The sequence below is a fragment of the Nostoc sp. genome, assembly GCF_036919895.1.
Taxonomy (GTDB): domain Bacteria; phylum Cyanobacteriota; class Cyanobacteriia; order Cyanobacteriales; family Nostocaceae; genus Nostoc.
Window position 1 is genome coordinate 84,329 of sequence record NZ_JBALBW010000049.1, and the last position, 21,458, is coordinate 105,786.

Genomic DNA, 21,458 nt, shown 5'->3' on the forward strand with positions numbered 1-21,458 from the left:
CGACGCATGACCAATCGAGAGGAATTAATGAAGAACGAGTCAACGTCAGCAAGCAACGCCGACGTAAATTTCCTTCTCGGCGGAGGTGAAATGGGTGCTAGGATGCGAGAACAGGACTGGTCAAAAACCTCTCTTGGCCCAACACAACAGTGGCCACAGAGTTTAAAGACCGCCGTTCGGATTATGCTGACTTGTCGCCAACCGATGTTTGTCTGGTGGGGCAAAGAACTGATTAACGTTTACAATGACGCTTACAAGGCGATCGTTGGCGGCAAGCATCCAGAAGCCTTGGGGCAGCCAGCTTCTTATGTGTGGCGGGAGATATGGGATCAGGTTGGGCCTCGCGCAGAATCAGCGATGGTGAACAATGAGGGCACTTACGACGAAGCGCTGCTGCTAATTATGGAGCGCAACGGCTACCCTGAAGAAACCTATTATACTTTTTCATATAGCCCGGTTCCTAATGACCAAGGCGACACAGGTGGGATCATCTGTGCCAACATAGAGGACACTCAGCGCATCATTGGTGAGCGTCAATTGGCACTTTTGCGCGAACTAGCTGCTAGGACGGCAGATGCGCGGACATTCGATCAAGCCTGTAGCCTGAGTGCGAATTGTCTGGAGAGCAACCCTTACGATTTGCCTTTCGCAATGATTTATCTGGTCGATCCAGATCGGCAGCAAGTTTTTCTAGCTGGAACATGCCGGATTGAAAAAAATCATGTAGCAGTTCCTGAAACAGTCGATCTTGATTCTGATTCAGTTTGGCCTTTTGCAGAAGTCATCAGAACGCATCAGGCAAAACTGATTTCTGATTTGGAAGTGTCTTTTAGTAGCTTACCTTGTGGTGTTTGGCAGCGATCGCCCCATCAAGCGATCGCAGTGCCAATTGCCCCATCCGGTCACACAGGAAAAGCTGGTATATTAATTGTCGGCTTAAATCCCTTCCGGCTATTCGACGATAATTATAAAAGATTCATTGATTTAGTTGCGGCTCAAATTGCAGCCAGCATCGCCAACGCCCAAGCTTACGAGGAAGAACGCAAACGCGCCCAAGCATTGGCAGAAATCGATCGCGCTAAAACTGTCTTTTTCAGCAACGTCAGTCACGAGTTTCGTACCCCTCTAACTCTGATGTTAGGGCCATTAGAGGAAACCTTAGCCAATTGTGCCACCCTGCTTCCAGCTAAGGAACAAGAACAGTTAAAAATGGTGCAACGGAATGGACTCCGCTTGCTAAAACTGGTCAACAGTCTGCTAGATTTCTCACGCATCGAAGCCGGACGAGTTCAAGCCTCTTATGAACCCACCGATCTGGCCACTTTCACCGCAGAACTCGCTAGTGTATTTCGTTCAGCAGTAGAACGCGCAGGAATGGAATTATCAGTCAATTGTCCTTCCCTTCCATCACCAGTGTATGTAGATCGGGAGATGTGGGAAAAAATTGTTCTTAACCTGCTCTCCAATGCATTTAAGTTCACAATGGCTGGAAAAATCGCAGTCAGCTTGCAGTGGGCAAACGATCGCATTGAGTTCGCAGTCCAAGATACAGGAATCGGCATCCCAGCAGAAGAAATCCCCCACCTTTTTGAACGATTTCACCGCGTTAAAGGGGCGCAAGGACGCACTTTTGAAGGTTCGGGAATTGGATTGTCACTGGTGCAAGAATTGGTGCAAATGCATGGCGGAACAGTCAAAGTCACCAGTGTTTTAGGCGCAGGTAGTTGCTTTACTATATCAATTCCAACGGGATATGCTCATTTGCCTCCAGACCGGATTAGTGCGCCTCGAACCTTAGCTTCAACTGCATTAGGTGCAACACCTTATTTAGAAGAAGTCCAGCGTTGGCTACCAGAAGAAGGAAATAGGGAACAGGGAATAGGGAATAGGGAAGAATCTTACCTGTTACCTGTCACCTATAACCTGTCACCTTCCTCCCCCCGAATTCTCCTGGCTGATGATAACGCAGATATGCGTGATTACGTCAAACGGCTTTTAGGTCAGCAGTATGAGGTGGAATCAGTTGCAGATGGTTTAGCTGCTTTGGATTCTGCTCGTGGGCGTGTCCCAGACTTGGTACTGACGGACGTAATGATGCCCGAATTAGATGGCTTTGGACTTCTGCAAGAATTACGGGCCGATCCTCTGACGAGAAAAGTTCCAATCATTCTGCTGTCAGCGCGGGCGGGCGAAGAAGCACGGGTGGAAGGGTTAAAAGCGGGAGCCGATGATTATTTAATTAAACCGTTCTCAGCTCGGGAATTGTTGGCGCGGGTTGAGGCAGCCCTAAAAATGGCTCGGCTCCGCGAGGAGGCAATGGAACGAGAGCAAGGGCTGCGGATTGAAGCTGAGGTCGCAAAAGCCCACTTAGAGACTGTCCTAGCTGGCATTCAAGACCAGTTTTATGTGTTGGATCGGGAGTGGCATTATACCTTTGTCAACGATCGCCTAGCAGATGTTGTGGGCATCCAAAAGGAAGATTTACTAGGTAGGATAGTTTGGGAAGTGTTTCCCGATCTGGTTAAAACCGAGTTTTATACTCAGGTTCATCGGGCAATCGCCCAACAGACAGTTGTTCGGTTTGAATACTTTCATGCTCCTTGGAAACGCTGGTTTGAGAATCGCGTTTACCCCTTTGGTGAAGGAGTAAGCATTTTTACTACAGAGATTAGCGATCGCAAACAGGCAGAGAAAGCACTTCGTGAAAGCGAAGAACAGTTCCGCAACATGGCTGACAATGCCCCTTTCATGGTTTGGGTAACAGATACCGATGGCTACTGCACCTATCTCAGTAAGAGTTGGTACGACTTTACCGGTCAAACTGAGGAAATGGGTCTGAGATTTGGCTGGTTGAACGCCGTACACCCAGAAGATTACGAAGACGCTAAGAATATTTTTCGGGAAGCTAAAAGTTACTGTTCGGCCTTTCGTATGGAGTACCGCTTACGGCGCAAAGATGGTGTGTATCGCTGGACAATCGATGCTGCTAATCCTTGGTTTGGGGTGGATGGTCAATTTAAAGGTTACATTGGCTCAGTAATTGACATTACAGAACGCAAAGTAGCAGAAGCCGAACGCGATCGCCTCCTGCAACTTGAGCAAGCTGCTAGAACTGAAGCTGAAAGAGCCAACCGGATTAAAGATGAGTTTTTGGCGGTACTTTCCCATGAATTGCGATCGCCTCTCAATCCCATTCTTGGTTGGGCTAGACTGTTACAAACCCGCGAATTTCACCAAGCAGAGATCAAGAAAGCGATTGCAACTATCGAGCGGAATGCTAAATTACAAGCGCAACTAATTGAAGATTTGCTCGATGTCTCTCGGATCTTACAAGGCAAGCTCAACCTTAATATGTTTCCTGTCAACCTAGTGCTGGTAATTGAGGCGGGATTGGAGACAGTGCGTTTAGCAGCAGAGGCTAAAGATATTCAAATTAAAACAATGCTGGATGCTTCTTTAGCGCATGTTTTGGGTGATTCCGGTCGTTTACAACAAGTAATCTGGAATTTGTTATCGAATGCTGTCAAATTCACTCCTGAAGGGGGAAAAATTGCGATTCGATTGGAGCGCATTGATACTCAAGCTCAGATTACCGTCAGCGACACAGGTAAGGGGATCAACCCGGAATTTATCCCTTATGTATTTGAATATTTTCGTCAGGCTGATAGCACCACAACCCGAAGGTTTGGTGGTCTGGGGTTAGGGTTAGCAATTGTCCGTCATTTGATAGAATTACATGGTGGTACGATTTGGGCAGAAAGTTTAGGGGAAGGGCAAGGAGCTATTTTTACAGTCAGGCTACCCCTGATCAAAAAAGAGTTAATCCCAAAAGAACAGATAAATATCGATCGTTTAAATGACTCTTCTACAACTGAAATCCTTGCAGGTATCGAAATCTTAGTTGTGGACGATGACGATGATACCCGTGAATTCCACTCATTTGTGCTAGAACAAGAGGGAGCAAGGGTAATTGCTGTGGCATCAGCAAAAGAAGCACTGCAAGTATTGGCTGAGTCAGAACCAGATATTTTACTCAGTGATATTGGGATGCCAGAGACAGATGGCTATATGCTGATCCGCCAAGTTAGAGCATTGCAGGCATTGCAAGCTAAACAGATTCCCGCGATCGCTTTAACTGCTTATGCTGGAGAAATCAACCAGCAACAAGCACTTGAATCAGGATTTCAAAAGCATTTGTCCAAACCCGTTGAACCAGAGGAGTTAGTCAACGCAATTGCAACTCTGATTGGCAGGAATGGGAATGCCTGAGTTCCAAAAACCATTCAAAAAACACCCTTACGATCGAGAGTGTTTTGGCATTATCCAGGTATATTCATAAAAATTATTAAAAATTATAGTTTCAGATTTTTTATCTAGTGATAGGGATAAATTAATATAGCTAAAAAATCTTCCTCCCCTAGCTGATTTTCCCCTTTATTTCATAACTTAAATTCTTAATCTAACTATTCATTAATTTGCTTCATTTCATAAAAAAATATAGGCAATTAGTTGAGTATTTAATATAAAAATATAGAAACACTGTTGAGTTAATTGATCGACTAAATTATTCAATTTACAGAAATCATCAAATCTTCATGTATTTGAAGCTTAGTTTATCTTTTACACTAAAAATAGTGGGAATAATAGAACAAATAAGATTAAAAAAGTAGTTAGCTATGAGCCAAATATGTCCTATCTCCAAAACCTGTGCTTGTCGCAATGTTGCACGCTGCCAGACAAAGGAAGCAGGCAGGCTCTTTCTCTGGTTCCCCGTTTCACATACCCTAAAAAAAGTCACCTCTTACCTAAAGAAGTTTGCCCTAAAGTATGAATTGATGCACGAACGTCCAGGTTTGAGTTTGGACTGTAAACCCGGACAGTCCCTAGAAATTGCTCGTAATCTGGCCAAACTACTTGCACCAAGAGAATTAAAAGAGACGCAAGTCCTTTTCATGCAAGGTACTTTCCAACCTCAAATCCACGATTTTAGTGACATCGCTTCATTACAACGCTTCATTAAGTTGAACCAATCCGACTGGCTGGTTGAAATGCTGGCAAAGGAACGATTTACCAGTTACTTCCAACCAATTGTCTCAATTAACGATACATCACAGGTTTTTGGATATGAATCGCTCTTGTGGGGACTAGATGAAGAAGGCAATTTAGTGCTACCAACACCAATTGTGGAGTTAGCAACCGAAGCCGGACTTCTACCACAACTTGACCAAGTTGCTCGCCTCAGCGCAATTACTCAATTCAGCCGCTATCAAGTGAGTGGGCACATCTTCATCAATTTTGCACCAACGTCACTTTATGACCCAGCTTTTTGTCTACGTAGTACGGTAAAAGCAATTGATACTGCGGGATTTTCTCACGATCGGGTTGTTTTTGAAGTCGTGGAATCAGACAATCCTCAAGATTTAACTCACCTCAAGGCAGTGCTTAAATACTACCGCGATGCTGGGTTTTTAATCGCTCTTGATGACCTTGGTTCTGGCTATTCCAGCCTAAACTTGCTGCATCAGTTACGTCCAGACTTTATCAAGCTGGATATGGAGTTAATACGAGATGTACATCAAGACCTTTACAAAGCTTCGATTACTGAGAAGCTTCTAGAGATTACTCAAAAATTAAACATCCAGACCGTTGCTGAAGGAATTGAGTGCATTGAGGAACTGAATTGGCTGCGAGAACGAGGTGCAAATTTTGCTCAAGGCTATTTGATTGCTAAACCCAGTGCAGTGCCTATTACTACAACCCCTTACTTCGATCCGATCGCATTAACTATAGTATCAGCAAATTCTCAGGTAGTTGAGCAGGTTCAACACCAAAGCGAGTCCGAACGAATTGTCGCAGCTGTGACGCAACGAATTCGCCAATCGTTAGAGTTAGAAGAGATTTTGCAAACCACAGCGGCCGAAGTGCGGCAACTGTTTGAGGTAGACCGAGTAATAATTTACCAATTTCAGGCAGACTGGAGTGGGTTAGTAGCTGTAGAATCCTTAGCAGAAGAGTGCATGTCCATTCTGGGATTTAACGTTATGGACACGTGCTTTAAATCTACCCGTGCAGCTTACTTTCAACAAGGTAACACTAGAGCCATAGAAGACGTTGAAAATGCGGGACTATCGCCGTGTCATCTTGACCTCCTGCGGAGTTTGCAAATCCGGGCAAACCTTGTTGTGCCTATCTTGCAGAAAGAGCATTTGTGGGGACTATTGATTGCTCACCAATGCCGTCATCCCAGACAATGGCAGCAATCGGAGATTAACTTGTTTAACCAGTTAGCGGGACAAGCTGCGATCGCTATTCAACAATCAGAACTTTACCACCAATTACAACAAGCAAACCAAGAATTACAGCGCCTTGCCTGTTCAGATGGTCTAACCCAAGTAGGAAATCGACGTTGCTTTGATGACACGTTAAATACACAGTGGCAACGATTGGCACGAGAGCAAGTCCCGCTATCTTTAATTTTGTGTGATGTCGATTACTTTAAGCTCTACAACGATACGCATGGACATCTGGCAGGAGATGATGCACTTAGACAGGTTGCTAAGGCAATCTCTCAGACAGTAAAACACCCCGCAGACTTAGTTGCTCGTTATGGTGGAGAAGAGTTTGCAGTCATTTTGCCGAATACTGATATCGAAAGGGCCATTACAGTTGCCAAAGATATTCAGACCAATATTAGTGCATTACAAATGCTTCATCCTCATTCTGATGTTAGTGAATTCATCACCCTAAGTCTTGGTGTAGCAACCATCATACCTCATAGCCAATTATCTCCTGAAGCCTTAATTGCTGCTGCTGACCAGGGACTCTACCAGGCAAAAGCCCAAGGAAGAAATTGTGTAGTGCAGATGGACTCTGAGGATGTCGAACTTAAATCGGAAAAAAAACAAAGCGGAGTACCCAAGCTCTTACGGAGAGAGTCCTGAATTTAAGCGCCTAGTAAATATTATTACTATCATTAACGTGATTTAAGTTACATAGAGTAAGCCACCGAAGATATTTATGTCTTGGGTGGCGGTGTGCAGTCGAGGGGCAACGACTATTTCCAGATAAATTTACTGGAAATTGCTCGGCAATGGATTGAAAGACAATGTTCAGACGACAAGCCGCACACAGGGTAATTATTGGGAGGAATGTTAGGTAATATCGCTACTGGCTAGGCTTATTTTCTGCAAATGACTAACTTTTACAATTCTGATTCCGTCTTCGGAGCAATAATTTCCCCACTACCCAATTCCAGTATTAAATCCTGATCGGTAATCAATCCACTTAGTTCCTTCACTTGTAAGTTCATTTCTTCACAAGCTTGTCTGAGTTCTCGTGCAAATTTATTGAGGTCTTGACCATAGCCACATTGATAAGCAGCAGTTTCAATTCCTTGCTTGGCATTTGCTCTAGCACAATCTACTAGTTCTGTGCCTTGCAGTGGTGTTGGAGATGCCATAGACTTAGTTATTATTTCTTAAATGTTTGCTGCTAAATACATTATCAATATTTAAAGATTAGCTCATCCCTCCAATGGAAGACTATGAGGGTAGAGTTAAGAGTGAGAAGTTAAAAGTTATAAATGAAAAATATATCGTCGAATATATCGGTTATAACTTTTAATTCCTAATTCCTAATTCTTAACTTTTTCACTTACCTATTGACAACATCTCCACTATTGACATGCAACACTTGCCCAGAAACATAAGAACTATCAACAGAGTCTAAATATACGTAGCTAGGAGTAATTTATTCTGGTTGTCCGGCTCGTTGCATTGGTATTTGTTTACCAGAAGTTTCAACTTTTTATTTGGGAAAAATTGAATAAATTAAAGGTGTCCAAATCGGTACTGGCGCGACAGCATTAACACGACTTCCTTTTGACCCCATATTTTGTGATAAGGAGCGATTAAAGGCAACAATAGCAACTTTCGTAGAAGAATAATCTAGTAGTTGTGGGCTATCTTTATAAGCTGTTACCGATGTGGTATTGATAATAGAACTGCCTGCTTGTAAATGCTTGAGCGCAGCTTTAATTATGAAAAAATACAAGTATATGTAGGGTGTGTTAGGCGTAAGCCGTAACGCACCTGAATCCTTACATTTTTGGTGCGTTACGCTGATGCTAACACACCCTACGTGTATTTCAAAAATCAAATATGAGTCCTATATTAGATTAGTGCGGAAAATTCGTTCTAGTTGTTCTTCGGTTCAATAGTGCCATTTTTGCTAAATAAAAATAAAGATTTCTACTTTTTTACTTCACGATCGCAAAATACCCTCTTTTATAGCATCGATTTTAGTTAATGTTAATATTTATTTAGGCTGATATTTATATAGTTAACTTCTTGCAGACTATATTTGTTGCAAAAGTCCTTGACGACTATTCCCCAAATTAATAGCCCAAAAGCCTGCGTGGTGCGCTACATTGAGATCATTAGAGGGTAGGGGTTATGGCAATATTAAATATTTCCGAGTTAGAGCAGGTTGAAAAGTTTCGCCACTTACAATTAACCCTAAGCGATCGCTGGAAAACGATCGAGTCATTTGACAATAGTGAAGCGGATATTTTAATTATTCCCTCCCTAAGTCTCGATCGGCGGGAACTCCAAAAGATCGAAGGCTGCGAGCATTATGAAGAAAGATTACTATTCTCCTTAATTCGATTGCAGAATCCCCGGACTCGGCTGGTTTATGTAACATCAGTACCCTTGCATCCGAGTATCATTGATTATTATCTGCAACTGTTGCCAGGAATTCCTTTTTCTCATGCTCGCAATCGCTTGCTGCTACTTTCTACTTATGATTCCTCCCTTAAGCCTCTGAGCCAAAAGATTTTAGAACGTCCCCGCTTGCTAGAGCGGATTCATCAATCTTTAAGGCTAGACAAATCGTTTATGATCTGCTACAACTCTTCGCACTGGGAAGGCGAATTGTCTGTAAAATTGGGTGTACCACTGTATGCTGCCGCACCAGATTTACAAACTTGGGGGACAAAAAGTGGCAGTCGGCAAATCTTCGCCGAAAGCGGAGTACCACATCCAGATGGCACCGAAAAAATTTGGAACCACACAGATTTGGCAGAAGCTACCGGTGATTTATGGGAACGACAACCGAGATTAAAACGGTTAGTGGTGAAACTCAATGAAGGCATTTCGGGAGAAGGGAATGCATTGTTGGATCTTAGACCAATTGAGAATTTAGCACCAGGTAAAGGGACTCATGCCCAAAGGGTAGAGGCAATTAGCGATCGCTTCTCAACAATGCGCTTTCAAGCAAAACAAGAGACTTGGGATAATTTTTCGGGAAGAATCCCGGAATTAGGGGCAATCACCGAAGCATTTGTGGAAGGGGAAATTAAGCGATCGCCCAGTGTCCAAGGACGCATTACACCCACCGGGGAAGTGGAAATCCTTTCAACCCACGACCAAATTCTTGGAGGCCCAGACGGTCAAATTTATCTTGGTTGTCGCTTTCCGGCTGATGAAAGCTATCGATTGGAATTACAGCAATTGGGGCTACAAGTTGGCAGAAAGTTAGCAGAAAAAGGCGCTTTAGAGCGATTTGGCGTAGATTTTATCGCCGTTGACAAGGGTAACGCAGAGTGGGATATTCAGGCGATCGAAATTAACCTGCGTAAAGGCGGTACAACTCACCCATTCATGACTCTGAAATTATTAACGAACGGTCGCTATGACCTTTCCACAGGTTTATTTTATAGTCAGCAAGGTCGCCCGAAATACTACATTGCCACCGATAATCTCCAAAAAGAGCGCTATCAGGGATTATTGCCTAATGATTTGATGGATATCATTGCTCACCACAGACTGCACTTCGACAGTGGTACAGAAACGGGCACAGTATTTCATCTTATGGGTTGCCTTTCGCAGTTTGGCAAGTTGGGATTAACCAGTATTGGTGATTCCCCACAACAAGCACAAGACATTTATAACAAAGTTGTCAAAGTTCTTGATGAAGAAACCCGCAGCGAAAATCATGATTTCTCGGCGTTTTCAGATTATTCTTTTCCCGTCGCTTGGGATGAACATAGTTAAGGAATCTGCTTAGGAACGTGGACTAAATACGGATTTTTAAAGTTCTGTGTTTGTAACGGACTATGCATAGTAGAACGATTAGCAATACAAGCGCTTTGATAGTTGATGGTTCCACTACTTTCTTCACTTCTATAGGGGGTTTAGGAGCAACATTGCATGGAATCTCGACTATCTGTGTGTGATTGGAACCATTAGCAGTCAAATCGCATTCGCCTTTGTTGGTGAGAGAAATAGGTGGTGGAACTGGAGTAACAGATGGTGGAACTGGAGTAATAGATGGTGGAACTGGAGTAACAGCTGGTGGAACTGAAGAAACAGCTGCCTGAGCTGAAGAACTATCGCCATTAAGTAATAAAAACAGGATTAAAGCAAGACCCCCGGCTCCGATTATTGGCCAGAGTGGGAAGGAATCAGAACTGTTTGGTACTAAGACATCTCCCTCAGTCCCAGGGAAAGTATCAAGGGCTATTTCTTCTCCGTCCAACGGTCGTGGAGTGTCACTCAGCAATATATCGCCCGGGACATCTTCTCCTAATATCTGATTAAATTCCTGTGGGATTGCGTTGTTGGGTCGTCCAAGTTCCCCACCATTTTCGGAGTATGGATAGGATAATAGTTCAAAAATCCTTTTTTGGAGTTGGTTTTGATCTCCAGAATTCAACGCATCTAGGCCTGTAGAGAGTTTATTCAAATAAAAATTCGTCATTTCTGGCGACAGACCTAGAGATTGAATCTGTTCTTTGATATTGTCAATTTTTGAGGCCTCTTCAAACAACAGTCGTCCGTATGAGAATTTCAAGTCTAGTAATCCATTACGAAGGCTGACTGGATTATTGACTCCTGAGTATGGTGCCCAGTAGAACTGGTTGGTTACAAGTCCAAGTCCCTCTACTGGATTGCGACCAATACCTTGTCCAAGAAGGTATTGAGAGCTATCCATGATGGCGGGGGATTCGTTTCTCCAAAATGAGGCGAAAGGCACCGAATAGAGATTGGGATTGTTACCGTAAAAGCTAGCGAAATTCTGGAAGTTTTTCTCCCCACCGGCTGCTCGGATCAAGAGGTTTTCATAGCTATTCCCGCTGTTTAACTCTACTAATCGTTGGATTACCGCTCCAGTTTTATTGCAGGTCAGGCCAAATCCTACATCACATCCAGGAATGACTCGCATCTGGCTTAAATTCTGGTTATTGATTTGGTACTGGAGATACTCAGACTCCAATCCTTGTTGGATACCATAACGGCCAATATTGAGCTGTGCAGAAGCAGACTGACATGTAGTGAGTGCTACTGCAACAGATGAAAATGCGATCGTTGCAAAACGAACCGCTTTCGACACCGCAATTCTTTGAAAAATTGATTTAGGCAAAATGCACCTCCAGAAAACTACAGCAATTTAATTGAGCATGGGGCATTGGTTCGTCTCCCCCAATCCCCAATCCCCAATCCCAATTCAACTCTTAGGTAAAGAAATGTTGATCGTGATTCCGGTACCTTTGAGATTTCCTGATGAGAGTGTGTGATATAAGACCAATGCCCGGTTTGGCTGGTCGAAAAGAAATCCACGACGCGTGGGTTTGATCTTCCCTTCCTTTACTAAGGAAACGAAGGCTTCTAAATATCTACGTATGCCTTGACGGTTCTCTTGACTAGCATTCAGATGATGCTCAATCAGCATCATAAAGAAGTCCAAGCTCCGATTTTGCTGCCCTTGAATCAGACTACCCTCATCTAGAAAAGAAGTTGCGATTAGCCTGCCATCAACTTGTTTAACCTTAAACATAGTGAAGTAACGCCCTTCTATTTTGGGATCGTTTGCATAACAGACCCAAGAACCCTCTTTATTTTGTGTAAAACCCTGTTCTGCAAGGTAAGAAAGCAAAGAATTATTTGCCTTATTCTGAGGTGGAGGTAACAATTCCTCAATGGGATCTAAAGAGCAAATCCTGTGTGTTGTTTTTGTTTTCAGTTGAGAAATAATAGGAGTCTCTTGAGTAGGGACGCGCAAGGGTTTGTCATCAGACATTGCCATGCTAGACATCGCAGCCAATGCAGATACTTGCAGAACGATCGCACCAAACAAACGAACAATGATATTCATGGTTTTCCTGTTACTTTTGCTTATGTTGTCAATAATCAAGTTGTTACTAAATCAGGATTGATCTAGCAGTCCTAGATTGTTTGTTAAATTTAAGTGTTTTCCTCATTTGGTCGAGGGTCACTTAAGTTTTCAGCAATCACATAGGTTTTATATATAGGTAACTAAGTGCGAATAGAATAAATATCTAAATAAAACATAAAACTTCAATGTATTGTTGACAAGTAAAATTAGGCTTTTTGATACTTTTACGTATACAAAAAACGATTGGCATTGAGTCAACACTTTTATATTTAGTGCCACCTAAATTCTTGCCATTCTTAAGAGGCTTTTATGCCTTATTCGCTGGCTACCATGATTTCTAAAAAAGGCTTTTTTAGCTCTTTCGTATCTTAGTATAAGCAGACTTTCAAAAGCTCTATGCTTTGCACATTGGTGCTTTTGTTGATTTCGTTGCTGGGTTGAATAATTTTTTGTTTTTTGGAGGTAGCACACCTAACTAGCTGTTTCAGCATGGTAATAATTTTATGTATAAAATAATATCTCCTGGCAGTAAAATAATATTACCATGAGCTTGAGACATGCAACACTATTGTGGACAGTTATCAAAGTTGTACACTATGAATCGCAACCATCTCTTCATTAAATTGCATGGCAAATAGCTGAGAGTTAAAGTCAATTTACTTATATATCATTAGTACTTTCAAATTTAGTACTCTTGTTCTTTAACTATTAATGCTGTGTCTCAAATATAACCTATAGTTAACAGGCACACTGACGATAAATATATTCTAATTGCTGGATAAGCTTGATTATCTGAATTTTAAGCTACAAGCGATCGCATCAAACTAAGTCAAATTAGATGACTATGTATAAAATTTACGTTTTAACAAGCTTTTGTCGCTATAAATTTTCTCAGCGTCTTAGACTCAGACTCCTGAATCTATATATTGTCATAACGAAAAAGTATTACTTAGATTTGCCCTGTAGATAGAGGAATATCCTGAGTAAAGTTGGTATATTTGAGAATTTCAGTGGTGACAAGCTTTGACTATAATTAAGATACTAAGTTGTTATTTTTACAAGCCTTGGCAGTATGAATGTGGAATTTTTTAGCAGGATTCCTTTGATGCCTTTAGTATTACTATTGCTAGCTTACACTCTTCTGGGATGGTATCTTGCTGCTAATCATATTGTTTGGTTGGTGGGAGCTTTTGTTGCTGCTATGGTTTTAGCTATAGTGCGAAAGAGTACTTCTTGGTTAGAGCGTTTTGTTGAATTTGGTTCTCAAATTTTAGCTGTTGGATTATTTTTAAGTATATCAATTGCTTTTGTAGCAACTTGGGCGCTATTATTAAAGCTTTTTATCATCCCCTTAACGACTACACTTTTAGCTGATTTGGAGATGCGCTTTTCTGGCTTCAACAAACTAGATTCATTTTGGATATTAACAGTTCTAGCAGTATTGGGTTTGGTAGTGGGCGAATTCATAGATATTCTACTTTTTCCCAGTAGCAGATATTAAAGTATTAAAGATAAAAAGAGATTTATATTATTTATTAAGTAGTGCTGCCTAGATATGTGCCACTACTTAATGTGAAGTGTTAGAGGATATTTTACACGTTTTAAATTACACCCCAAACTGTGCATTTTGAGTCGAGCAAGTGCGGCGGAACTTTTGAGTACTGGGACTTTAATACATAGAGAGATATTCTGGTAATAGAAAGCTATCTTAACAAAGATGCAAAATTTAAAGTTGAGATATTAAGTTATTAGTTTCAATCGGGAACAACAACTTTACTATCCTTCTGATGGTTAATTGACCAACGGTGATCGACAGTCACAGAGGTAAACTCGCAGATTTCTTCTAGTCGCTTTTGTTGCACCGCAGCTTTACGCAGAGTGATAATTAGTTGATTTACCTGATGCCGTAAATCTGGATTATCATTTACTGCTAACATAGTTTGTCTTTCTAAAAGTTGAAGTATAAGTTCGTAGTGAATAGGTGAAGGTAGAGGAATTTGCTCCATGAAGTTCAATTTTGATTTCATATCTGGAATTTTGTATTAGTTAAACTTTATCTCTTGTAAATGAATTGTTACATACTAAATAACTAGTTGCTTATGCTTTAATTTGATTAGCGATGAAGATTTGGCAAAGAATCTATAATACTTGACATCAAAGTACTGCGTATCTACGCATAGTATGCCTCATTAGTTGCCCTGCACAAAGAAGTACAGGGGAGGTGTTGATTTCAGAAATTCCTCGGCAAGATATGGCCGATCGCAGCGCCGGGATCTGGTTGTTTTACCAAAGATTCTCCAATGAGTACAGCAGATGCACCTGCTGTAAGCACCAAATTCAAATCATCTGGGTTGTGTAGTCCTGACTCACTGACAACAAGAATGTTTTTCTCCTGCAATTGGCTACCCCTTGCAGCTAAAAGTTGGCAAGTAGTTTGCAGATCAACAGAGAAATCTTCCAAATTGCGATTATTGATTCCGACTAAGTAGACCCCATCTAAAGCTAGCACTCGGTCAAGTTCTGCCAAGCTATGAACTTCAATCAAGACTGCCATTTTCAGGTTGTTAGCAATTTTGAGGAAGTATTTCAAATCTTGATCGCTCAGGATAGCTGCAATCAATAAAATAGCATCTGCACCCTGAATCCGTGCTAAGTATATCTGATAAGCATAAATGATAAACTCTTTGCATAGTAAGGGCAAATCTACGGCAGCCCGAATTTTGGCCAAGTTGTCAAAACTACCTTGAAAGAACTTGACATCGGTTAGCACTGAAAGACAACTAGCACCACCTTGCTGATAAGATTGGGCGATCGCTACTGGGTCAAAATCTTCTCGGAAAACGCCTTTGCTAGGTGAAGCTTTTTTCACTTCCGCAATCAATGCTGGTTTAGTTTTACCTTGGCGCAAAGCGGCGACAAAATCACGAGTTGGCGGCGCAGTCAGTACCTGCTTCCGCAATTCTTGCAAAGGAACCTTTTCCCGCATCAGATCGTATTCTACTTCTTTCTGCCAGACAATTTCTTCTAAGATGTTGTTTGGCGCGGCATCAGGTACGGCTACCTGATAACGTAATATCGATACATCAATAGCTGGATTAGGGGAACGACGACGGATTTGCATAAGGATTGGGGATTAGGGATTGGGGATTAGGGATTGGGGATTAGGGATTGGGGATTAGGGATTAGGGATTGGGGATTAGGGATTAGGGATTAGGGATTAGGGATTAGGAATGAATTCTTCCCAATCCCCACTACCCAGTACCCAATCCCCAGTACCCAGTACCCATTCCCTAAATTGTGATCGCTCGTTTATAAGCTTCGTCTAGTACTTCGGAGAGTGTTGGGTGGGCGTGAACTAAATGTGCGAGGCTTTGGACGGATTGACGGTTTGCGATCGCAGCTGACGCTTCATGAATTAAGTCTGAGGCGTGCAGTCCGAAAATGTGAACGCCTAAGACTTCTCCTGTGTCTTTGCGATATATCACTTTGGCAATACCGTCGGCTTCATTTTCTGCCAACGCTTTGGAATTCCCTTTGAAGTAACTCCGACTTGTGGCGACTTCAAAACCTTCGGTTTGTCCCAATTCCTTCGCTGCGGTTTCTGTTAAACCTACATAGCTAACTTCTGGGTGGGTAAAAGCTGCTGCGGGGATGCTGCGATAGTCTACTATTCTTTCCCTCCCAAGAATATTTTCTACCGCGATAATGCCTTGAGCAGAAGCCGCGTGTGCCAACATCATCTTCCCATTAGCATCGCCAATTGCCCAGACATTTGGTACTACTTCACCGGCTGATAGTACTGCCATGCGATCGTCAACTGGGATAAAATTCCGCCGATCGAGTTCTATGCCCACAGACTCTAAACCAAGATTTTTGGTCGCAGGGATGCGTCCTGTAGCCACCAAGCAAGCATCTACTTCGATGACATCTACATCTTCTTTGGTTTTGAAATCTGCTAACTCAATTACCACTGGTGAACCAGGGGTGACTTTTTTGGCGTATATTCCGACTTTCGTTTCAATATCGCGGGAAGTAATCAGTACCCGTTCGGCAAGTTTGGCAATATCGCGGTCAAATCCTGGCATTAACTGATCTAAAGCTTCAATCAAGGTGATTTCACAACCCAAAGCTGAGTAAACATCAGAAAATTCCAAGCCGATGTAACCACTACCAATAATCGCCACCCAGTCTGGTAACGACTCTAACTTTACACCTTGGTCGCTGGTAAATACAGTTTTGCCGTCTACTTCAATCCCTGGAGGTACAAAAGGAATTGAACCAGGTGAAAGGATAATATCTTTGGCTGTGATGGTTTTTTCGCCACCGTCTCCGGTTACAGAGACTTTTTGCGCCCCGGCGATTTTTCCCCAACCCCTGATGATATCCACTCCTAGACGTTTGAGGCTGTTAGTTAAGTCCCCTTGAATTTTCGAGACGAGATTATTAGCATGATTAGCGATCGCTTGGCGATCGAATTCCACGCTACCAATTTGAATTCCCAGCGATTTGAGGTGGTGGGCATCGCGTAACTCCCGCACCCGCCCAGATGCCGCCAGTAGTGCTTTAGAAGGAATACAACCCCGATTAACACAGGTTCCTCCCATATCAGCAGCTTCAATAATCGCTGTTTTTAAACCACAACTTACGGCGTGTAAGGCTGCACCATGTCCGCCTACACCAGCGCCGATAATGACTAAATCGTAATCAAATCCTTGACTCACGTTACGTTCCCCGTCTGCTTCGCCTATTTATTCTCAACTTGACCGACAATCAGCGCAACCCCTTTAATAGTTATCAGTTATCAGCCATCAGTTTTGTTGCTGGGTTTAAGCCCCTAGCCCACAATTATCAGCGAACATTGGAAACTATCAACCGATTTAACTCCCCTACCATCCGCCTGATAACAATTTCTTGATTCAACTTCGGGTATTGCTAGCTTTAATTATGATTCACTGACTTCGGGCGAAAAGATGGATGTTTTCAGTAATTATAGTCAAATCTAGATACTTATTTTTTTTATACTTTAAAGGGAATTGGGAATTGGGAATTGGGGAATTAGAAACTGATTCATCCACCTCAGAACTCCGTTCATCCACCTCGGAACCTCATACTCAATGCCCAGTCCCCAATCCCCAGTCCCCAGTCCCCAGTCCCCAATTCCTAATGACTTTACAGCGCGATCGCTAACACCTAAGCTTGATTTAGGATTGATCCAGAGGATTTACACAGGCGATCGCTCGATGTCTATTCCCCAAATTACTGAATTTACTATCCGCCGTCATGCCAACGCCAAATCTTTCCAACGCGGCGAGGCATACTATGAAGCTGGTGCTGTCAATGCTGTTACCCAACGCGGTCATCTGCTTCAGGCTGATGTTGCAGGGACTGAAGCGAGACCTTATCATGTCAATCTGAGTTTCGATAGCAGTGGGTTAACCTCAGCAAACTGCACCTGTGCCTACAACTTAGACGGATGGTGCAAACACATTGTCGCGACGATGCTTGTCTGTGCCCGTGAGTCGGAAAATATTGAGCAGCGCCCCACCCTAGAACAACTACTCGAACGGTTGGATAGTAGCCAAACCCAAAGGTTGTTGCAAGAGTTAGTAAATGAATATCCACCATTAATTGAGGCGATTGACCGTCATGTAGGTTGGATGACGAATCCGATGGTCGAGCAAACAACCATAAAATCCGTGCGCCGCCTTACTATCGATCCGGCTCCCATTCGGCGACAAGTCCGGCAAATTATTCGGGATGCTGTGCGCTTCTTTGAGGAAGGGTGTGAAGAAGATCCGATTGCCGAAGATTTACTTAGTGTGGTGCAAACTGCGGTAGATTTTAGCGAACGGGGAGAAGGTGAAAATGCGATCGCTATTTTAGAAGCAATTACCTTTACCTGTGTAGAAAATTGGGACGATATTGCAGATTACGGCGCTGAAAATGATGAAATTGTTGGCGAATTAAATCAGGCTTGGTGTGAAGCAATTCTTACTGCTGAACTCACCCCCGAAGAAAAAGTTGATATTCAAATAAATTTGGAAGCTTGGCAAGATGAGTGGAATGCTGATTTTGGCTTAGTTATGGAAGCTTTACGCCAAGCTTGGGATTATCCACCATTGCTACAAGTTCTCCAAGGTAATATTACTGAAAGGGGGGCTTGGGAAGAAGATGTACCAGACTATGCAGATGATTTGGCACTAATTCGGCTAAAAATCCTTGAAGGTCAGGAACGTTACGAAGAATACTTGTATTTAGCAAAAGCAGAAGGGCAAACCCAACAATATCTGACAATGTTAGGGCGTTTGGGCAGGGTGGAAGAAGCAATTGATGCTGCTCAAACCCAGATGAACTCAATGGAAGAGGCTTTTGCCCTAGCGAAAGCATTAAGCGAACAAAAAGCATTACAGCATGCACTAGATATAGCCCAGAGTGGCTTAAATTTACCGGGTAATTGTCAGTATGAATTAGGAATTTGGACAAGTGATTTAGCTGTTGAGTTGGGTAATAGTGAAGCTGCTTTATTAGCAATCAAAGCGGCTTTTCAAGTCAAGCCCTCTTTTGTTGACTATCAAAGGATGGCAGAATTGGCTGGGGAAAACTGGGAAAGTGTCAAAACAGACCTGCTAAGAATTGTCCGTACTTATAGTGGTTGGGGAACAGAATCAGCCAAGGTAGATATATTTTTGCATGAGGGGCTAATTGATGATGCAATTGCGATCGCTAACGAACTCAGTTCTTATGATTCCGAGTTGATAAATCGCGTCATGAATGCTGCTATCCCTCACAATCCTAATTGGGTGATTGCTAATGCGCGTCGCCGGGCCGAAAAGATTATGGATGCAGGTAAAGCCGAATACTACTACTACGCAGTTGAATGGTTGAAAAAGGCACGTACCGCCTATTTGCAATCTGGGAAGAAAGCTGACTGGTTAAGCTATCGGCAAAACTTGATGCAAATTCACGCTCGTAAACATAAATTAATGGGAATGTTCCAGCAAAGGGATATGGATTGACACTCTACGGTCTAAATAATCGATGCTTTGAAGTCTGCAATCACCACATTATTTCACTTTTAAATTGAGATTTGCCCAAGATATCAACTTTGACGGCAAAAGATGAAGTAAGATTCACATCTGAGACAGTTTCCGTATAATCCCATAGTTACTGACAAAAAATAGTCCAGTGTGATGATTAATAAATATCCTCAGAATCTTATAACGTCCCAGTTACCACTGCTTATATTACTCAGCAGCATATCTTCTAGTCCACTGAAAGCTCAGGCTGTTGATACAACACAATTACCAACTAGTAATTTTATCCTGTCACAACGACAACTCCCACCACCACAAGATTTACAACCACCCATACCTTCGCCACGTCCTTCACCGGAACTACCACAGCAACTTCCCCCACCAGCAGAACTATTTCCCCCCTCTGTCCCCACTCCCACACCTGATGAACCACCACTTGGCAACTTTCCTCAAACTATTGTTGTAGAACGGTTTGAAGTTCTTGGTAGCACAGTCTTCAGTCCCAAAGAGTTAGCCAAAGCCACTGCTGAATTTACCAAACGACCGATCTCGCTAACTGAAGTGTATCAAGCCCGTTCTAAAATTACCGATCTATATGTCAGCAATGGTTACATTACTTCTGGTGCATATATCCCACCCCAAACAATCCAATCTGGTGTTGTCAAAATTCAGGTGGTTGAAGGTAAATTAGAAGGTATTCAGGTAACTGGAACTCGGCGGTTGAATCCAAATTATGTCCGCAGCCGCCTAGCAATAGCGACATCAGCACCTCTGAATCGCCAACGTCTACTAGAAGCACTGCAACTATTGCAACTGAATCCTTTAATTCAAAACGTGTCTGCTGAACTATCAGCCGGATCGCGGACAGGTTCGAGTCTTTTAGAAGTCAAGGTTAGTGAGGCAAAAACCTTTAGTAGCCAAATAGTTCTTGATAATGGGCGATCGCCTAGCGTTGGCAGTTTTCGCCGCCGATTACAATTGAATGAAGCCAACTTATTGGGATTAGGGGATTCTCTAGGTGTTGCTTACACTAATACCGATGGTAGCAATTCCTTTGACGCAAGCTACACATTACCACTCAATCCCCGCAATGGGACACTTACCTTCAACTATGGCACTACGTCAAGTAATGTCATTGAACCTCCTTTCAACGTTTTAGATATCGAATCGGCTTCTCGCTATTACGAAGTAACATTCCGCCAGCCCATAGTTCAAACTCCTACCCAAGAATTTGCTCTGGGATTGACAGCCTCTCGCCGGGAAAGTGAAGCCTCTTATAGCCCTTTGGGAGAACAACTACCTTTCCCCGGTTTAGGTGCTGATGAACAGGGACGCACAAAGGTATCTGCATTCCGATTTTTTCAAGAGTGGACGAGTCGTAACAGTCGCCAAGTCATCGCCCTCCGTTCTCAATTTAGCTTGGGCATAGATGTATTGAATCCCACGATTAATCAAAATGCTCCCGATGGGCGTTTTTTTGCTTGGCAAGGACAAGCACAGTGGGTACGCCTTTTAGCTCCTCAAACCTTACTGTTACTTCGTTTAAACACACAACTTGCATCTAGAACACTTCTGCCTTTAGAGCAATTTGGCTTAGGTGGGCAAGATAGCATTCGGGGCTATCGTCAAGATTACCTGCTAACGGATAATGGCACTTTTGTCTCTGCGGAAGTTCAAGTACCAATTCTGCGCTTACCTCAAATAGATAGCACCTTACAGGTTGTCCCCTTTGCAGATTTTGGTATTGGCTGGAATAGTTCGGGTAGAGAGAATCCCAACCATAATACTTTAGCTGCTGTTGGTTTGGGGTTGCGTTGGACACAGGGCGATCGCTTCACCGTTCGTCTTGACTGGGGCGTTCCTTTAATATCTGTTGACTCAAATGACAGAACATTACAAGAAAACGGTCTGTATTTTAGTTTACTCTATAATCCTTTTTAAAATTTCGGTGTTAGAAATAGTTTATTTTCCTTCCTTCATCTCCGATAGGCTGCACCGGTCGGGGATTACAGCCATTAAAAAATAAAAATAAGACGGTTATTTATATAATTTGGAGTTTCCCCACTCTAAATAAAAATCCGTAAATACACCATGTATTTTATTCAGTGTTTGCTCTGATTCTGGGTATCCTAAGAAAGAGAAGGTTGGGTTATGTAAAGGAAGGGACAAAGTTTATAACTTATTTCTGGGATTTCAATTTAAAAATATTCCATCCAACCAATAATCATAGTTGTAGGATGTGTTACC

12 protein-coding genes and 1 pseudogene are annotated in these 21,458 nt (G+C 42.6%); 6 read left to right on the forward strand and 7 right to left on the reverse strand.

Annotation, left to right across the window (positions count from 1 at the left end):
- Nucleotides 1-27 precede the first annotated feature (27 nt).
- The gene (locus V7K55_RS08800) at nt 28-4,269 is read left to right on the forward strand and encodes an ATP-binding protein (protein ID WP_334830222.1); all 4,242 of its coding nucleotides are present in this window, start codon (nt 28-30) and stop codon (nt 4,267-4,269) included.
- Nucleotides 4,270-4,676: 407 nt separating this feature from the next.
- Nucleotides 4,677-6,941: a bifunctional diguanylate cyclase/phosphodiesterase gene (locus V7K55_RS08805; protein WP_334830224.1), complete on the forward strand. Its 2,265-nt coding sequence runs from the start codon at nt 4,677-4,679 to the stop codon at nt 6,939-6,941.
- Between the two features lie 260 nt (nt 6,942-7,201).
- Here V7K55_RS08805 and V7K55_RS08810 read toward each other — a convergent pair whose 3' ends face one another.
- Nucleotides 7,202-7,459 carry a hypothetical protein gene (locus V7K55_RS08810; protein WP_334830226.1) on the reverse strand — a complete coding sequence of 86 codons (258 nt, stop codon included), beginning with the start codon at nt 7,457-7,459 and terminating at the stop codon, nt 7,202-7,204.
- 194 nt (nt 7,460-7,653) lie between these two features.
- A pseudogene (locus tag V7K55_RS08815) lies at nt 7,654-8,046 on the reverse strand (SDR family oxidoreductase); the annotation flags it as partial.
- Nucleotides 8,047-8,453: 407 nt separating this feature from the next.
- On the opposite strand from V7K55_RS08815, the gene V7K55_RS08820 reads away from it, so the two are divergent.
- Nucleotides 8,454-10,055 carry a peptide ligase PGM1-related protein gene (locus V7K55_RS08820; protein ID WP_334830229.1) on the forward strand — a complete coding sequence of 534 codons (1,602 nt, stop codon included), beginning with the start codon at nt 8,454-8,456 and terminating at the stop codon, nt 10,053-10,055.
- A gap of 22 nt (nt 10,056-10,077) precedes the next feature.
- Here V7K55_RS08820 and V7K55_RS08825 read toward each other — a convergent pair whose 3' ends face one another.
- On the reverse strand, nt 10,078-11,424 hold the full coding sequence (locus tag V7K55_RS08825; protein ID WP_334830231.1) for a hypothetical protein: 1,347 nt from the start codon (nt 11,422-11,424) through the stop codon (nt 10,078-10,080).
- A gap of 84 nt (nt 11,425-11,508) precedes the next feature.
- Nucleotides 11,509-12,156, reverse strand: coding sequence for a hypothetical protein (locus tag V7K55_RS08830; protein WP_334830233.1), 648 nt, complete (start codon nt 12,154-12,156; stop codon nt 11,509-11,511).
- A gap of 1,093 nt (nt 12,157-13,249) precedes the next feature.
- On the opposite strand from V7K55_RS08830, the gene V7K55_RS08835 reads away from it, so the two are divergent.
- Nucleotides 13,250-13,678, forward strand: coding sequence for a hypothetical protein (locus tag V7K55_RS08835; RefSeq protein WP_334830235.1), 429 nt, complete (start codon nt 13,250-13,252; stop codon nt 13,676-13,678).
- 253 nt (nt 13,679-13,931) lie between these two features.
- On the opposite strand, the gene V7K55_RS08840 is transcribed toward V7K55_RS08835, so the two are convergent.
- The 3 genes from V7K55_RS08840 to lpdA form a co-directional block, all read right to left on the reverse strand.
- Nucleotides 13,932-14,183, reverse strand: coding sequence for a DUF5340 domain-containing protein (locus V7K55_RS08840; protein WP_334830340.1), 252 nt, complete (start codon nt 14,181-14,183; stop codon nt 13,932-13,934).
- Nucleotides 14,184-14,407: 224 nt separating this feature from the next.
- Nucleotides 14,408-15,298 carry an indole-3-glycerol phosphate synthase TrpC gene (trpC, locus tag V7K55_RS08845; protein WP_334830238.1) on the reverse strand — a complete coding sequence of 297 codons (891 nt, stop codon included), beginning with the start codon at nt 15,296-15,298 and terminating at the stop codon, nt 14,408-14,410.
- A gap of 169 nt (nt 15,299-15,467) precedes the next feature.
- On the reverse strand, nt 15,468-16,898 hold the full coding sequence (gene lpdA / locus V7K55_RS08850; RefSeq protein WP_334830240.1) for a dihydrolipoyl dehydrogenase: 1,431 nt from the start codon (nt 16,896-16,898) through the stop codon (nt 15,468-15,470).
- Nucleotides 16,899-17,417: 519 nt separating this feature from the next.
- Between lpdA and V7K55_RS08855 the strand changes: the two genes are divergently transcribed.
- Nucleotides 17,418-19,193, forward strand: a complete 1,776-nt coding sequence (locus tag V7K55_RS08855) for an SWIM zinc finger family protein (RefSeq protein ID WP_334830342.1) — start codon at nt 17,418-17,420, stop codon at nt 19,191-19,193.
- Between the two features lie 174 nt (nt 19,194-19,367).
- A complete protein-coding gene (locus V7K55_RS08860) occupies nt 19,368-21,152 on the forward strand; it encodes a ShlB/FhaC/HecB family hemolysin secretion/activation protein (protein ID WP_334830242.1) in 1,785 nt (594 codons plus the stop codon).
- Nucleotides 21,153-21,458 lie beyond the last annotated feature (306 nt).

Bases quoted from the DNA above. Each gene is read 5' to 3' on its own strand.
- V7K55_RS08800 (WP_334830222.1), top strand. From the start codon at position 28: ATGAAGAACGAGTCAACGTCAGCAAGCAACGCCGACGTAAATTTCCTT.
- V7K55_RS08805 (WP_334830224.1), top strand. From the start codon at position 4,677: ATGAGCCAAATATGTCCTATCTCCAAAACCTGTGCTTGTCGCAATGTT.
- V7K55_RS08810 (WP_334830226.1), bottom strand. From the start codon at position 7,459: ATGGCATCTCCAACACCACTGCAAGGCACAGAACTAGTAGATTGTGCT.
- V7K55_RS08820 (WP_334830229.1), top strand. From the start codon at position 8,454: ATGGCAATATTAAATATTTCCGAGTTAGAGCAGGTTGAAAAGTTTCGC.
- V7K55_RS08830 (WP_334830233.1), bottom strand. From the start codon at position 12,156: ATGAATATCATTGTTCGTTTGTTTGGTGCGATCGTTCTGCAAGTATCT.
- V7K55_RS08835 (WP_334830235.1), top strand. From the start codon at position 13,250: ATGAATGTGGAATTTTTTAGCAGGATTCCTTTGATGCCTTTAGTATTA.
- V7K55_RS08840 (WP_334830340.1), bottom strand. From the start codon at position 14,183: ATGGAGCAAATTCCTCTACCTTCACCTATTCACTACGAACTTATACTT.
- trpC (WP_334830238.1), bottom strand. From the start codon at position 15,298: ATGCAAATCCGTCGTCGTTCCCCTAATCCAGCTATTGATGTATCGATA.
- V7K55_RS08855 (WP_334830342.1), top strand. From the start codon at position 17,418: ATGTCTATTCCCCAAATTACTGAATTTACTATCCGCCGTCATGCCAAC.
- V7K55_RS08860 (WP_334830242.1), top strand. From the start codon at position 19,368: ATGATTAATAAATATCCTCAGAATCTTATAACGTCCCAGTTACCACTG.